This is a genomic window from Paracoccus sp. Ld10 (genome assembly GCF_045064235.1).
Classification (GTDB): domain Bacteria; phylum Pseudomonadota; class Alphaproteobacteria; order Rhodobacterales; family Rhodobacteraceae; genus Paracoccus.
Window position 1 is genome coordinate 15759 of the sequence record NZ_JBISHD010000006.1, and the last position, 14699, is coordinate 30457.

Genomic DNA, 14699 nt, shown 5'->3' on the forward strand with positions numbered 1-14699 from the left:
CTGCGGCCCGAACTGCCAAGGACCTGCCCATGACCCCGGAATTCGCGCCCGCCTGTGACACCACCCTGCCGCTGTGGCTGGTCTGGTCCGACGACCCCTTGCCCCAGGATGCGGGCGACTGGCCGCTGGCCTGCGGATTTGCGGGCAAGGCGGGACAGATCTGCCTGCTGCCCGATACCACGGGTGGGCTGCGCGGTGCGATCATGGGACTGGGCGACCGGGCACAGGCGGGACGCGACCGGTTCCAACTGGCCCGCGCCCATGCCCTGCCCAAGGGCGACTGGCACCTGGCGGGCATCCCGCAGGGGTTGGACCCCGATCAGTTGGCGCTTGGCTGGTTGCTGGGCCAGTACCGGTTCACCCGGTACAAGGGTGCGCCTGTTCAGGGGCCGCGGCTGGTCTGTCCTGACGGCGTGGACGCCGACCGCATGCTGGCCATCGCCGCGGGCGAATTCCTGACCCGTGACCTGATCAACACCCCCGCCAGCGACCTTGGCCCCGACAAGCTGGAGGCCGCCGCGCGCGGTCTTGCCAACGATCTGGGCGCGCGGGTCGAGGTGATCTGTGGCGGTCAGTTGCTGAAACAGAACTTTCCCCTGATCCACGCGGTCGGTCGCGCCGCCGCGTGCGAGCCGCGCCTGATCGACATCCGCCTTGGCGATGCCGGTCCGATGCTGACCATCGTCGGCAAGGGCGTGTGTTTCGACACGGGCGGGCTGAACCTGAAACCCGGCGCCTCGATGGGGCTGATGAAAAAGGACATGGGCGGGGCCGCGACGGCGCTTGGCCTGCTCAAGATGCTGGCGCGCAGCGGGGCGGCAACCGGTCTGCGCCTGCGGGTGCTGATCCCGGCGGTCGAAAATAGCGTGGCGGGCAACGCCTTTCGCCCCGGCGACGTGCTGGCCAGCCGCAAGGGCCTGTCGGTCGAGGTCAACAACACCGACGCCGAGGGTCGCCTGGTGCTGGCCGACGCCCTGACCTATGCCGCCGAGGAAAGCCCCGACCTGATAATCTCTCTGGCGACGCTGACCGGTGCGGCGCGGGTGGCCCTGGGCCCCGATCTGCCGCCGATGTATTGCGACGACGACGCGACCGCGACTGCAATTCAGGCTGCGGGGATGCAGGTCAGCGATCCGGTCTGGCGGATGCCCTTCTGGGACGGTTACGAGCCGCTGATCGAACCGGGCATCGCCGATCTGGACAACGCCCCCGCGGGCGGTATGGCCGGGTCGATCACCGCCGCGCTGTTCCTGCGCCGTTTTGCGGGCGGGGCCGGCCGCTATGCGCATTTCGACATCTATGGCTGGCAGCCCACCGCCGCGCCGGGCCGCCCCAAGGGCGGTGTCGGACAGGCCGGGCGTGCGATCATGGCCGCGCTGCCCCAGATCCTGGCGCCCTGATGGACCGCCGCCTGACCCCGGCCACCGACCGCGTGGCCCTGGACAGCCTGCGCGGCGTGCTGGACCGACCGTCCTACACGCCGGGTCAGCCTGCGCGCGTTGCAATCCCGCTGGTCGACCTGCTGGCCACCCCCAAAGGCCGCCGCGATCGGCAGCTGAATTTCGGCGCCGATGTGACGGTGATCGACCGCGACGCGGGGATGAGCTTTGTCCAGGCAGCGCTGGACGGCTATTGCGGCTGGATCGCCGACACGGCGCTGATCACCGACCTGCCCGCGATCACGCACCGGGTGACCGCACCGGCGACCCATGTCTATACGGAACCCGACATGAAGCGACCGGAACGGTTCGCACTGTCCCTGGGTGCGCGGGTGTCGGTCACCCACATCCAGGACCGCTTTGCCACACTGGCGACCGGCGGCCATGTCCCGATTCAGCATCTGGGCGACAGCCCCGCCGCCGATCCGGTCCCGGTCGCCGAGAGCCTGCTGGGCACGCCCTATCTGTGGGGGGGCAACAGTCGGGCGGGCATCGACTGTTCCGGACTGGTGCAGGCCGCGCTGACCGCCTGCGGCATCGCCTGCCCCGGTGACAGCGACCAGCAGCGTGCGGCATTCGTGCCCACAGACACGGTCGCGCGCGGCGACTTGCTGTTCTGGCCCGGTCATGTGGCGATGGCGATGTCGGCGGACCTGATGATCCACGCCACCGCCTGGACCATGTCTGTCACCGTCGAACCGATCCGCGACGCGATCGCCCGGATCGACGCGGCGGGCGATGGGCCATTTTTGGGCGCCCACCGCCCGGCAGGCATTACAGGTTGAACACCCGGTCCGGCTGAACCATCCCGCCCTGATAGCGTCCGATGCAGACCGGCCCTCGGTCATCCTGAACCCAGACCAGTTCGCCCCATTCGGCGCCGCCGGTCACCTCTCCGGGGTTGCCGTTCCGGATGCGGATGCCGCCCTCGGTCGTGGCGCGCAGCATCGGCAGGTCGGTCAGACCCGTCTCCAGCGGCAGGATCTGCGTCTCCAGCCATTCCTGTGCCTCGCGGTCGACGCGATCAAAGGCCACGGCGGCATCGGCCTCGAACGGGCCGGACCAGGTGCGGCGCAGATGCGCGACATGGCCCAGGCAGCCCAATGCGCGACCCAGATCGCGGGCGATCGACCGGACATAGCCGCCCTTGCCACAGACCATTTCCAGCCGCGCGGTGTCGGCCTGGGCCTCCAGCAGGGTCAGGCTGTCGACCCACAGGGGACGCGCGGCCAACTCCATTTCGACCCCTTCGCGGGCCAGGTCATAGGCGCGTTCACCCTCGACCATCACGGCGGAAAAGGCGGGGGGGACCTGCATGATATCGCCGGTAAAACCTGCCAGGGCGTCCTGAACCTGCGCGGCGGTAAGGCGGTCTTCGCTGGTGCGGACCACGGTGCCCGACGCATCGTCGGTGGTCGTCTCGGACCCCCAGTTCACCACGAAATCATAGCATTTCAGTGCATCCGTGACGATCGGCACGGTCTTGGTGGCCTCGCCCAGGGCGATGGCCAGCACGCCGGTCGCATCGGGGTCCAGCGTGCCCGCATGGCCCGCCTTTTTCGCGTCCAGCGCCCAACGCACCTTGGCCACTACGGCGGTCGAATTGACGCCCGCGGGCTTGTCCACGATCAGCCAGCCGTTGATGTCCCGGCCCTTCTTGCGCGCCATGCTCACTCCTGAAAAAACAAGGGCCGGGGGATAGACCCGCGGCGGGCAAGGGTCAACCGGTCACTCGACCAGACCGATGATCGGCCCCATGCTGCGCCCGAAATCGGCCCGGTTCACCGACGGAGCGTACAGCCGAGAGATAGAGCCGTCGAAATACAGCGCGTCCCGCACGCCCAGCCCGTCGCGAAAGAACCGCCCGAATTCGTGGAACGTCACCGGCCTGCTGCTGATCGCGAACCACGCCGTCTGCCCATCAGGCGAGACGCCGACCCCGTTCCGGATATAGCGGCTGTCGCTGTCGACCAGGAACCGCGGGTGCAGGTCGCCATCGATTACCAGCATCGGCCCCGACTGGCTGGCCAACCGGCAATCGGGGCGGGTTTCCGCAAAGCTGACGCTTTCGATGACCTGAAACGGCTGTGCGCCGCCCGTGCAAAAGACCCCGTTGGGGAGCATCCCGAAATTGTCGCGGCTGGCCCCGGTGACGATGGGCGACAGTTCGACCCCGTCCACGACCAACAGGCCCACGGGCCGGTAATCGGCGTGGAACATGCCCGCGTTCATCGCGAACGACAGCGTCTGGTCGGGTTGCAGCGTGCGGCGGACATTGCCGAAGTTGCGCAGCGGCGCGCCGTCGGGGCCGTCCTGAAACAACCGCAGGGCGGGTTCCTGTGCGGCCTCGACCCGGCACAGCACATAGCCTTGGCCGTCGTGGTCCACGCGTTCGCACTCTGCCGCCCCCGATGGCAGCGCCATCGCGACCAGCATTCCGACCGCCACCGCCGCCAGACGCGGCAGATCAGGCGTCATCGTCGTCCCGGTCGGGTGCCTCGACGTCGCGGCGCACGCGCTCGTCCTCGAACAGGCGGCGGGTGTCGTCCATGCGGTCAAAGGTCTCGTCCAGCTGGAACCGCAGTTCGGGCGCGTATTTCAGCGTCATCACCTTGGACACCAGGTGGCGCAGTTCGGGCGCATTGCGGCGCAGGGCCAGCAGCGCCTCGGGGGCGTCACGACCGCCCAGCGGCAGCACGAAGGCCGTCGCGACCTTGAGGTCGGTCGACATCGACACCTCGGCCACGGTGATGGAATGACGGTTCAGGTCGGGGTCGTGCACATCCGCGCGCGCAAGCACGTCGGCGAGGGTGCGACGGATCAGTTCGCCCACGCGCAGCTGACGCTGCTTGGGGCCCTGACCTTGGGAATTGCGGTTCTGTGCCATGCATCCCGATGTAGGGGGTCGCGGCGCGGGCCGCAACCTTGTATCACGCCCCAAAGCCAACAGGGGTGGACCATGAGCGATTTGCAGAACACCGATCAGCCGCAACGGCCGGGCGTCGTTGTGACCGGCGCATCGGGCCGGATGGGCCAGATGCTGATCCGCCTGATCCTGGACAGCGATCACCTGCGGCTGGTCGGCGCACTGGACCGGGCGGGACATGCCTGGATCGGGCAGGACATCGGCACCGCGATGGGTGGCGCACCGGCGGGCGTCACGGTCAGCGACGACGCGGTGACGGCCATCGCGCAGGCGCAGGCGGTGATCGATTTCACCAGCCCCGATGCGACGGTGGCGTTCGCCGAACTGACCGCCCAAGCGCGCGCCGTCCATGTCATCGGCACCACCGGGCTGGAACAGCGGCACCTGGATGCGCTGGCCGCCGCCGCCCGCCACGCGCCGATCATTCGCGCCGGCAACATGAGCCTGGGCGTGAACCTGCTGGTCGGGCTGACCCGCAAGGTCGCCGCGGCCCTTGGCACGGACTGGGACATCGAGGTGGTCGAGAGCCACCACCGCCACAAGGTCGACGCCCCCTCGGGCACCGCCCTGATGCTGGGAGACGCTGCGGCCCAGGGGCGCGGCGCCGCGCTGGACGACCTGCGCGTACCCGCGCGTGAGGGTATTACCGGCGCCCGGGTCCCGGGCAGCATCGGGTTCTCGGCCATCCGCGGCGGTGATGTGGTGGGCGAACATGACGTGATCTTTGCCGCCGACGGCGAACGGGTCGTGCTGCGCCATCTGGCGACCGATCGCGCGATCTTTGCCCGGGGTGCGATCCGCGCGGCGGCCTGGGGTCAGGACAAGGGTCCGGGACAGTACGACATGATGGACGTGCTGGGCCTTCAGGGCTGAATCGAACAGCATCCCGACAGCATCCGCGGGGCATCCCCGTGGATCACCACATGCGCGCGCAACCCGAACAGGCGACCGGACATGCCGTCGGAACACAGCTGCGGGATGGCGGTCAGCGTCAGCCCATCGGCCACCACCGCGCGGGTCGGGTCGCGAAAGATGCCGGTGGACAGCACCGCCTGGACGGGGCGGGTATCCTCGGGCACATCGGGGGTGCCCAGCACCACAGTATCGCCCTGCGGGATGACCGCCCAGAACGGTTCCGTGCCGAAACACTGAAACCCCGCGGGCAGGGTGCCGTCCTGCCAGACGTCGACGCGGTAATCCAGATAGCGGTCGGACACCCAGCCCGACCCTTCGGCGGTGTTCACGCGCGACCATCCGCCGCCCTGTTCGACCACCTCGATGCGGGTCGCGTCAAAGGCCAGCGCGCCGATGATCGGCGCGGATGCGTCAGGGTCGGCGCGGATGTTCAGCACGTCGTCGGCTGCGACCCGCGCCACGTCGAACAGGCTGGGCAGGATGTATTCCTGGGTGGCCAGTGCAGGCCCAGACAGGGCCAGCATCAGGGCAAGGGCGGTGCGCAGCATGGAACCTCCGGATCGGTTTCGCACCAGACTAGCATATTCCCGCGCGCCGGGCATCCGCGGCCTGTTTCCCCCGCCTGCGCGACAGGCTAGAACCAGGCCATGAACACGCGCCTGATCGCCTCCGAGACCCTGACCGCGGCCCTGGCCCGGATGCTGGCCGCCCAGATCGCGCCGCCGGCGACGATTCTGCTGGACGGTCCGGTGGGCGCGGGCAAGACGCATTTCGCCCGCGCCTTCATCCGCGCCCGCCAGGGGGATCTGGCCGAGGATGTGCCCAGCCCGACCTTTACCCTGGTCCAGACCTATGACGACCCGATGGGCAGCCAGATCTGGCATGCCGACCTGTACCGCCTGACCGACCCGTCGGAACTGACCGAACTGGGTCTGGACGATGCGATGGCGGATGCCATCTGCCTGATCGAATGGCCCGAACGGCTGGACCATGTGCCGCCCAATGCGATGACCATCGCGATCACCGCCGACCCGGACCCTGACATGCGTCGTATCGACATGGCGTTTCCCGGTGCCGACCGGCTGGCGGCACGGGCGGCATTCGTCGTGGCGGCGGGGCATGGCGATGCGCGGGTGCTGCCGCTGGCGGGCGACGCCTCGGCCCGGCGGTATTTCCGGCTGCAGGGGGTGGGTGTGCTGATGGACGACCCGTCTGGATCGGTGGCGCCCTTTCTGACCATGACCCACTGGTTGCGCAGCCGCGGCTTTGGCGCGCCGGCGGTGCTGGCGCAGGATGCAGGCCAGGGGTTCCTGCTGCTGCAGGATCTGGGCGATGATCTGGTGGCCCGCGTGCTGGCCGACACGCCCGATCTGGCGCCGCAGATCCATGACCGCATCACCGACCTGCTGGTCGACCTGCACCGCCAGCCGGTTCCCGGCTTCGTCGCGCCGCTGGACGGGCCGGCGATGGGCGATCTGGCGGCGCTGTTCGTCGAATACTATCCGGGGGCCGACCTACCGGACCTGCCCGCGCTGATCGCCGATCTGCACGACCGACTGTGCCGCGACCTGCCCGCCGCCATCAGCCTGCGCGATTTCCATGCCGAGAACCTGGTCTGGCGCGGCGACGCGCCCCTTGGCCTGCTGGACTATCAGGACGCGGTGGCCGCGCATCCGGCCTATGATCTGGTGTCCGCCCTGCAGGACGCGCGCCGCGACGTGGACCCGGCCACCGAACAGGTCCAGATCGCCCGCTATCTGGCCGCGACCGGCGTGGCCGAGGCCCCGTTCCGCGCCGCCTATGCCCTGATCGGGGCACAGCGGGCGCTGCGCATCCTGGGGGTTTTCGCGCGACTGGCGATCCGGGACGGCAAGCCGCGCTATCTGGCCTTCATGCCGCGGGTCTGGGCACATCTGCAGCGCGATCTGGCGCATCCGGCGCTGGCGCCCCTGCGCGCAATGCTGGCAGGTGTACCCGCCCCCGACGCCGCCCTGCGCGAAAGGATCGCCCGATGCCGCCCCTGATGATCTTTGCCGCAGGCCTGGGCACCCGCATGCGCCCGCTGACCGACGACCGGCCCAAACCGCTGATCCCCGTCGCGGGCCGCACCCTGCTGGACCGCGCGTTGGACCTGGGCCGCGATGCGGGCGCGGCACCCATCGTGGTCAACACGCATTATCTGGGCGACCAGATCGAACGCCATCTGGCCGGGCAGGATGTTGCCATCAGCCGTGAGCCGGACCTGATCCTGGACACCGGCGGCGGCCTGCGGCAGGCACTGCCGCTGTTGGGACCGGGGCCGGTAATGACGCTGAACCCGGACGTGGTGTGGACCGGGCCGAACGTGCTGTCGGCGCTGATGGCGGCGTGGGACGACCGCATGGACGCGCTGCTGGCGCTGGTGCCGCTGGCGCAGGCCACGGCGCGGCAGGGGGCGGGCGATTTCGACCTGGGGCCGGACGGCACGCTGCAACGGCGCGGAGATCACGTCTATGCGGGGGCGCAGATCATCCGCACCGACCGGCTGGCCAAGATCGGGGATGCCGCGTTCTCGCTGAACCGCCTGTGGGATCTGATGATCGCGGATGGGCGCGCGCACGGGCTGATCCATTCCGGCGGCTGGTGCGACGTGGGCTATCCCGCCGCCATTCCCCTGGCCGAGGCGCTGCTGGATGGTTGAGATGCGCGGCCTTTACGCGCTGCCCCCCGGCGTCGATTTCGCCGACGCCTTTGTGCGCGGCTTGCTGGAACGGATGGCGGGCCAACCGCCCGAGGCGCTGGCCGGGGTCACCATCTTTGTCAACGCGGCGTCCACGCGGGGGGCGCTGTTTCGCGCCTTTGACAAGGCGGGGCCGCTGCTGCTGCCGCAGATCAGGTCGATCACCGGGATCGATCCGGGGCCGCTGGTCATGCCCGACCCACCCGTGCCGCCATTGGCGCGGCGGTTGCAGCTGGCGCGGCTGATCGCGCAGATGCTGGCCCTGCGACCCGACCTTGGGGCGGGCCATTCGATCCCGGTGCTGGCAAATTCGCTGTCCCAGCTGATGATCGAGATGCAGACCGAAGGCCGCGCCCTGTCCGACCTGGAGGCGATCGACACCGGCGATCACGCCCGCCACTGGCAGAACGCGCTGGCGTTCCTGCGCATCGCTGCCGAATTCCACCTGGGCGACCCGTCCCAGGACCGCTCTGCCCGCCAGCGCGCCGCGGCCGAGGCTGCCGCCCGCGACTGGTCGCAGGGGATCGGCCTGCCGCAGGGGCCGGTGATCGTCGCGGGGTCCACCGGGTCGCACGGGGCGACGCGGCTGTACATGCAGGCGGTGGCGGCGCTGCCCAATGGCGCGGTGGTGCTGCCCGGTTTCGATTTCGACCAGCCGGCCCCGGTCTGGGACGGGCTGGAACGCGCCGACGACCACCCGCAGGCGCGGTTCGCACCGCTGATCGCGGCGGCGGGCCATCCGCGGCGCTGGACCGCGGCACAACCGCCGTCGGATGCCCGCAACCGGCTGATCTCTCTGGCGCTGCGGCCCGCGCCCGTCACCGATCAGTGGATCGCCGAGGGCCCCGCCCTGCCCGACCTGATCCCCGCCACCGCCGATCTGACCCTGATCGAGGCCGACCAACCCGGCCAGGAGGCCGAAACCATCGCCCTGATCATGCGCGACGCGGCCGAACGCGGCGGTGAACAGGTCACCCTGATCGCCGCCGACAGCGGCCTGATCCGGCGCGTCACTGCGGCGCTGGACCGCTGGCACATCCGCCCCGACGACAGCGCAGGCCGCCCGTTGCCCCTGACCGCGCCGGGGTTGTTCCTGCGCCAGGTGGCCGCATTGTTCGGCCAGCCGCTGACCATCGACCGGCTGCTGATCCTGTTGAAACATCCGCTGACCGCGACTGGGTCGGCCGTGATCGGGCGCAACGATATGCTGCGCGAGACGCGCGAGCTGGAATTGCAGTTGCGCCGGAACGGCCCGGCCTTTCCCGACGCCGCCACGCTGGCCGATTGGGCCACCAAAGGTGACGATACGCGCAAGGTCTGGGCCGAATGGCTGGCCGGCATGCTGGCCCGCTTCACCAACCTTGCCCGCGACAGGGGTCCGCGCCCCCTGCCCGACCGGCTGGCCGACCTGCTGGACCTGGCGCAGGCCTTGGCGGCGGGACCGGACGGCGACGTGGACCGATCACAGCTGTGGCAGGACAGGGCCGGACAGATGGCGCGCGCCATCCTGGACCACCTGTCGGAACACGCGGCGCTTGGCCCCGATATCGGCCCCGGCGATTTCAGCGCCCTGCTGGTCACCGAACTGCAGGCCAAGGCCGTGCGCGACGATGTCGAGGCGCATCACTGCCTGCGCATCCATGGCCCACGCGAGGCGCGCCTGCACAGTCACGGCACGGTCATCCTGTCCGGCCTGAACGAGGGCGGCTGGCCGCAGGCCCTGTCCCCCGACCCCTGGCTGTCGCGCCAGATGCGCGCCGCCGCGGGCCTGCCTTTGCCGGAACGCCAGATCGGGCTGGCGGCCCACGATTTTCAGCAGGCCATCGCCGCCGACCGGGTTTATCTGACCCGCGCGAAACGCGATGCCGAGGCGGAAACCATCCCGTCGCGCTGGCTGAACCGGATGCTGAACCTGATGGGCGGCCTGCCCGACCGCGGTGGTCCGCAGGCGCTGGCCCAGATGCGGGCGCGCGGTGCCCGGTGGCTGGCGCTGGCGCAGGCCGTGGCGCGCCCCCCCGCGCCGGTGCCCCCGGCGGCGCGCCCGTCACCCATCCCGCCGCTGCCGCTGTTTTCCGAACTGCCGGTGACGGACGTGTCGCTGCTGATCCGCGACCCCTATGCGGTCTATGCCAAACGCGTGCTGGGCCTGCGCGCCCTGCCACCGCTGCGGCCGCAACCCGACGCGTCGCTGCGCGGCCAGACCCTGCACGCCACTGTCGAGGCGCTGCTGCACAGCCGCCCCACCCCTGACACCCCGCCCGAAATGCTCAAGGCGCGGTTCCTGGCGCTGACCGAACAGGTTCTGACCGAACAGGTGCCGTGGCCCACAGCCCGCGCGTTCTGGTCGGCGCGCATCGCGCGGATCGCCGACCGCATCGTCGCGGACGAGCTGACCCGCCTGGCCGAGGGTCGGCCGATGGTCGTGGAACATCGCGGCAAGGTGCCCGTGGCGGATATGGGCGTCACCCTGACCGCCAAGCCCGACCGGATCGACCTGCTGACCGACAACCGGGTCGTGGTCTATGACTACAAGTCCGGCACGCCGCCCACCGACGCGATGATCCGCCATTTCGACAAGCAGCTGATGCTGGAGGCCGCGATGGCCCGGCGCGGCGGGTTCGACGCGCTTGGCCCCGTGGACGTGGCGGGCCTGCGCTATATCCAGCTGGGCGGAGAGGGCAAGACCCACCCCCGAGAGCATGACGACGGGATCGAGGAGGAGACCTGGGAGGGGTTCATCCGCCTGCTGCGGTCCTATGTGACGGGCGATGCCGGGTTCACCGCGATGCGGGCGCCGCAAAGCACGTCCTATGCGGGCGATTACGATCACCTGGCGCGGTACGGCGAATGGGCGCTGACGGATGCGGCGGTGCCACGAAAGGTGGGCGATCATCATGGATGAGGCAACGCTGAACCAGATCGCGGCGGCCGATCCGCTGCGATCGACCTGGCTGACGGCCAATGCCGGGTCGGGCAAGACCCGCGTGCTGACCGACCGGGTTGCGCGCCTGCTGCTGGCAGGGACGCCGCCCGAACGCATCCTGTGCCTGACCTATACCAAGGCCGCTGCGACCGAGATGCAGAACCGCCTGCTGGCGCGGCTTGGCAAATGGGCGATGCTGTCGGAGCCCGACCTGCGCGCCGAACTGGCCCTGCTGGGCGAGGAGGGCGACCCCGACCTGCCCGCCGCGCGGCGCCTGTTCGCCCGCGCGATCGAGACGCCGGGCGGCCTCAAGGTCCAGACGATCCACAGCTTTTGCGCCGCCGTCCTGCGCCGCTTTCCGCTGGAGGCCGGGGTACCGATGGGGTTCGCGGAACTGGACGACCGCAGCGCGCGGGCCATGCGCGCCGAAATCATCGAGGAGATGGCCGAGGAATCGCACCCCGCCATCACCGATCTGACCCGCCTGCAGGGGGGCGACGATCTGGACGGATTCCTGGCCGGGCTGTCGCTGGCCGATTACGCAAACGCCCCCGACCCGGCGGCGATCTGGGCGGCGCTGGACCTGCCCCCCGGCCTGACGGCGGACAGCCTGCTGGCGGCGGTGTTCACCGGAACGGACGCCGATCTGGCCGATGCACTGATCCCGGTCCTGCGGACGGGCAAAGCCACCGATGCCAAACTGGCCGGGGCCCTGGCTCAGGTCCGCTGGCGCGATCCGGGCATGGACGATCTGTTCCGCCTGTTCGGCAGCCTTTTGTTCGGCGGCAGCGCCAAGGTGCCGTTCGGTGCCAAGATCGGCGCCCTGCCGACCAAGGACCTGCGCACCGGCGCCTGTGCCCCGTTCATGGAGGATCTGGACGCCCTGATGGAGCGGGTGGAGCTGGCCCGCCCGCAGGCGCTGGCGCTGGCCTCGGCGGACCGCACGCTGGCGCTGCATCGGTTCGGGCATGCCTTTGCGGCGCGCATGAACGCGGCCAAGGCGGCGCAAGGCTGGCTGGATTTCGACGACTTGATCGGCCGCACCGCCGAACTGCTGGAGGAATCCAGCATGGCGCAATGGGTGCTGTGGCGGCTGGACGGCGGCATCGACCACATTCTGGTCGATGAGGCCCAGGACACCAGCCCCGGCCAATGGCGGGTGATCCGCCGCCTGACCGACGAATTCACCAGCGGCGCGGGCGCGCATGACCGTCCCCGCACGCTGTTCGTGGTGGGCGATCCGAAACAGTCGATCTATTCGTTCCAGGGCGCCGACATCACCGTATTCGAGGCGATGCGCGACCGGTTCGCCCAGGACTTTGACGCCGTGCAGGCGCCCATGCAGCAACGCGGGCTGGCCCACAGTTTCCGGTCGTCGCCCGCCGTGCTGGCGCTGGTCGATGCGGTGTTTCAGGGAGAGGCCGCGGCGGGCCTGGGCGATCCGCCCCGCCACGTGGCGTTCAAAGCCGCCCTGCCCGGTCGCGTGGACATCTGGCCCGCGCTGCCCAAACCCGACAAGACCGACCCCGAGGACTGGACTCGCCCGGTCGACGCGCCGTCCGAAAACGACGCCGACACCCAGCTGGCCCGCCATGTCGCGACCCAGATCCGCGCCATGCTGGGCAGTCCCATCATCGACGCGAAATCGGGCCTGCCGCGACCGCTGCATGCGGGCGACATCCAGATCCTGGTTCAGCGCCGCGGCACGCTGTTCGCGGCGCTGATCGCGGCGCTGAAATCGGCCGGCCTGCCCGTCGCGGGGGCCGACCGCCTGCGTCTGGCGGGCGAACTGGCGGTGCGCGACATCATCGCCACCCTGTCGGTGCTGGCCACCCCCGAGGATGACCTGTCGCTGGCCGCGGCGCTGCGGTCGCCGCTGTTCGGGCTGTCCGAGGACGACCTGTACCGCCTGGCCCATGGGCGGAGAAAGCGGGAATACGTATGGGCGCGGCTGCGTGAATCGCAGCATCGCCCCATCTATGACGTTTTCAGCGATCTGGCGGACAATGCCGACTATCTGCGCCCGCACGACCTGATCGCGCGGCTGCTGACCCGGCATGGCGGCCGCGCGGCCCTGTTGGCCCGGCTTGGCCCCGAAGCCGTGGACGGCATCGACGAGCTGATGTCGCAGGCGCTGGCCTATGAACAGGTGGAAACCCCGTCCCTGACCGGCTTTCTGGTCTGGCTTGCCCAGGACGAGGTCGAGGTGAAACGCCAGCTGCCCGGCGGCGCGGGCGGGTTGATCCGGGTGATGACGGTGCACGGGTCCAAGGGCCTGGAAAGCCCCGTGGTGATCCTGCCCGAAACACAGGTGCGCAAGCCCAACAACCGTCAGACGCTGGTGCGGCTGGACGATATGCCGGTCTGGCGCGGTGCCGCTCCCGAACGCTGCGACGCGGTCGCCCTGGCCGTGGCCGAATGGCAGACCCGGCAAGAGGAAGAGCGGCGGCGCCTGCTGTATGTCGCGATGACGCGTGCCGAAAGCTGGCTGATCGTAGCGGCGGCAGGCGACACGGGCGAAGGTCTGGACAGCTGGCACGCGATGGTCGCCGATGGGGCGGGGCGCACCGCCCTGACCCGACAGGACCTGCCGATCGACGATATCGGCACCGGGCTGCGCCTGTCCTGGGGTGACTGGCCTGCAGAGGCCGACCGCGCGGCCCCGGATGAGGTCGTGACGGTCGACGCGCCGGACTGGGCGCTGCGCATGGCCCCGCCCGCGCCCGATTTCGTGGGACCGGTGACGGCCAGCGGGCTGGGCGGCGCCAAGGTGCTGGCCGGGGCCAGCGCGGGGGACCGGGACGCCGCCATGCTGCGCGGCACGCGGCTGCACCTGCTGCTGGAACATCTGCCGACCCATCCCGCCCCCGACTGGCCCGGCATCGCCCGCGCGATCCTGTCGGGGGCCGAGGGCGGTCTGCCCGACGCGCCCGACATGGCCGACCTGCTGGACGAGGCCCGCGCCGTGCTGTCCGCCCCCGCCCTGTCGCAGGTGCTGCAGCCCGGCGACGGCGCGCGCATCCTGTCCGAGGTCGCGCTGACCGCGCCCGTCGCGGGGCTGGGCACGCTGAACGGGGTGATCGACCGGCTGGTGGTGACCGACGCGCTGATCACCGCCGTCGATTACAAGACGAATGCCGACGTGCCCGCGACACCGGACGCCGTACCGGAGGGGATTCTGCGCCAGATGGCGGCCTATCGCGCGGGGCTGCGGGGCATCTGGCCGGACCGTCCGATCCGCATGGCGGTGCTGTGGACGGCGACGCGCAGCCTGATGACCCTGCCCGACGCGCTGCTGGACCGGGTGATGGCGGGGCTGATCAAGGCGACCCCTGCCCCTTGACCCGTCCCCATGCGGCCCATACCTGTTGGACAGAACCCCGAACTGCCGGCCCGTCCGGCCCATTCCCAAAGGAGCCCGAACATGGCCACCGTGCATGTGAACGACGCCGAATTCGACGCCGAAGTGCGTCAGTCCGACACCCCAGTGATCGTCGATTTCTGGGCCGAATGGTGCGGTCCCTGCAAGCAGATCGGCCCCGCCCTGGAAGAGCTGTCCGACGAATACGCCGGCAAGATCAAGATCGTAAAGATCAACGTCGACGAGAACCCCGAACAGGCCGCGGCCCTTGGCGTGCGCGGCATCCCCGCCCTGTTCATGTTCAAGGGCGGAGAGGTCGTGTCGAACCGCATGGGCGCCGCCCCCAAGGCCGCGCTGAAAAGCTGGATCGACGAATCCGTCTGATTTTGCCCGACTGACAGGAAAGGCGGCGGCCC

12 protein-coding genes are annotated in these 14699 nt (G+C 70.1%); 8 read left to right on the forward strand and 4 right to left on the reverse strand.

What is annotated here, in order from left to right; genetic code table 11:
- The first annotated feature begins 29 nt into the window (after positions 1–29).
- Both ACJJVR_RS03235 and ACJJVR_RS03240 read left to right on the forward strand, forming a co-directional pair.
- Entirely contained in the window at positions 30–1400 is a 1371-nt protein-coding gene (locus ACJJVR_RS03235; protein ID WP_405402213.1) for a leucyl aminopeptidase family protein, read from the forward strand.
- A complete protein-coding gene (locus tag ACJJVR_RS03240) occupies positions 1400–2224 on the forward strand; it encodes a C40 family peptidase (RefSeq protein ID WP_405402215.1) in 825 nt (274 codons plus the stop codon). Before ACJJVR_RS03235 ends, ACJJVR_RS03240 begins: the two co-directional genes overlap by 1 nt.
- Here ACJJVR_RS03240 and truB read toward each other — a convergent pair.
- Genes truB through rbfA form a run of 3 tightly spaced genes read right to left on the reverse strand, consistent with a single transcriptional unit; the run spans position 2214 to position 4326 of the window.
- Positions 2214–3107, reverse strand: a complete 894-nt coding sequence (gene truB, locus ACJJVR_RS03245) for a tRNA pseudouridine(55) synthase TruB (protein ID WP_405402216.1) — start codon at positions 3105–3107, stop codon at positions 2214–2216. The genes ACJJVR_RS03240 and truB overlap by 11 nt on opposite strands.
- Before the next feature lie 60 nt (positions 3108–3167).
- Positions 3168–3917 carry a phosphodiester glycosidase family protein gene (locus ACJJVR_RS03250; RefSeq protein ID WP_405402217.1) on the reverse strand — a complete coding sequence of 250 codons (750 nt, stop codon included), beginning with the start codon at positions 3915–3917 and terminating at the stop codon, positions 3168–3170.
- Positions 3907–4326, reverse strand: a complete 420-nt coding sequence (gene rbfA / locus ACJJVR_RS03255) for a 30S ribosome-binding factor RbfA (protein WP_042251397.1) — start codon at positions 4324–4326, stop codon at positions 3907–3909. The genes ACJJVR_RS03250 and rbfA overlap by 11 nt, the downstream gene beginning before the upstream one ends.
- 72 nt (positions 4327–4398) lie before the next feature.
- Between rbfA and dapB the strand changes: the two genes are divergently transcribed.
- Positions 4399–5238 carry a 4-hydroxy-tetrahydrodipicolinate reductase gene (dapB, locus tag ACJJVR_RS03260; RefSeq protein ID WP_405402220.1) on the forward strand — a complete coding sequence of 280 codons (840 nt, stop codon included), beginning with the start codon at positions 4399–4401 and terminating at the stop codon, positions 5236–5238.
- Here the strand turns inward: dapB and ACJJVR_RS03265 are convergent.
- Positions 5229–5828 (reverse strand): COG3650 family protein, encoded by a 600-nt coding sequence (locus ACJJVR_RS03265; RefSeq protein WP_405402222.1) that lies wholly within the window; start codon positions 5826–5828, stop codon positions 5229–5231. The two genes, dapB and ACJJVR_RS03265, sit on opposite strands and share 10 nt — an antisense overlap.
- 99 nt (positions 5829–5927) lie before the next feature.
- Here ACJJVR_RS03265 and tsaE point away from each other — a divergent pair, with 99 nt between their 5' ends.
- The 5 genes from tsaE to trxA all read left to right on the forward strand — a co-directional run bounded on the left by tsaE (position 5928) and on the right by trxA (position 14667).
- Complete coding sequence (tsaE, locus tag ACJJVR_RS03270; protein WP_405402224.1) at positions 5928–7304, forward strand: tRNA (adenosine(37)-N6)-threonylcarbamoyltransferase complex ATPase subunit type 1 TsaE; 1377 nt, start codon at positions 5928–5930, stop codon at positions 7302–7304.
- Complete coding sequence (locus ACJJVR_RS03275) at positions 7292–7960, forward strand: nucleotidyltransferase family protein (RefSeq protein WP_405402226.1); 669 nt, start codon at positions 7292–7294, stop codon at positions 7958–7960. The genes tsaE and ACJJVR_RS03275 overlap by 13 nt, the downstream gene beginning before the upstream one ends.
- Positions 7953–10901, forward strand: coding sequence for a double-strand break repair protein AddB (gene addB / locus ACJJVR_RS03280; RefSeq protein WP_405402227.1), 2949 nt, complete (start codon positions 7953–7955; stop codon positions 10899–10901). The genes ACJJVR_RS03275 and addB overlap by 8 nt, the downstream gene beginning before the upstream one ends.
- Complete coding sequence (addA, locus tag ACJJVR_RS03285) at positions 10894–14265, forward strand: double-strand break repair helicase AddA (protein WP_405402229.1); 3372 nt, start codon at positions 10894–10896, stop codon at positions 14263–14265. Before addB ends, addA begins: the two co-directional genes overlap by 8 nt.
- Before the next feature lie 81 nt (positions 14266–14346).
- Positions 14347–14667, forward strand: coding sequence for a thioredoxin (gene trxA, locus ACJJVR_RS03290; RefSeq protein ID WP_405402230.1), 321 nt, complete (start codon positions 14347–14349; stop codon positions 14665–14667).
- Positions 14668–14699 lie beyond the last annotated feature (32 nt).